Genomic DNA, 726 nt, shown 5'->3' with positions numbered 1-726 from the left:
CGTTCACATTGCTCATCTTGTTTTACTAAGCCTGTCAGTAACTCATTTAATGTTTCTTTTAATGTTGATTGGGCTTTAAATAATTCATAGCACTGCGCTATACACTGCCTTAAACCAGCGGTTAACCCATTATCGCTATCTTCTAAAATCTCAGGGATAGCCTGCCTAAACGCGCATTCTGATTGCTTGATTACAATTCCAAATTCAAGTAACAAGCCTCTGATTTGATTCGCCAACTGCCGTTTCTGCTTTTCAGCTAACGCACGCATTCGCTCTATCGACTGTAGGCTTTGCTGTGCTTGTGTCAGTGATTTACACGGGCGAACATTGGGTGAGAAAGAAGCCGCAGCTATTGCAATAACATCGTTTGCATCTGTTTTCTGGCCAATCCTAAATGCTTTGACAAATCGAGGGTCTAGAATCACGACTTCATGACCAACACTACGCGCTTTGCGTGCCCAATAATGAGCACCGCCACATGATTCCATGACAACTTTACAACGAGGAGACGTGGTGAGTATCGACAGTAGCTCTTTTCTGCTTACCGCTTTATTACTTTGTAGTTTTTGATGAAAAAATTGACCGACTTGAAAAACATTTTTTGCCAAGTCGATACAAATTAAGTTAAATTTTGACATGTATGGATTCCTTATTGGTAAAAGTGGTTTTGCAATTTCTTTATACCGTACTTACCCTATTTAGGGGAGGAGTCCATACATCTCCTAC

The 726-nt window shown here is 40.6% G+C and carries 1 protein-coding gene; it reads right to left on the bottom strand.

All coding sequences use genetic code 11. The features are described 5' to 3' along the window. On the bottom strand, positions 1–638 hold a 638-nt coding region (locus tag LPA49_RS22240), incomplete at its 3' end, for a transposase (RefSeq protein ID WP_230237780.1). Between the last annotated feature and the right edge of the window lie 88 nt (positions 639–726).

Origin of the sequence: Pseudoalteromonas sp. MB41, from assembly GCF_020966275.1 — a bacterium.
GTDB lineage: Bacteria > Pseudomonadota > Gammaproteobacteria > Enterobacterales > Alteromonadaceae > Pseudoalteromonas > Pseudoalteromonas lipolytica.
This window is presented reverse-complemented; position numbering and strand designations above follow the sequence as displayed.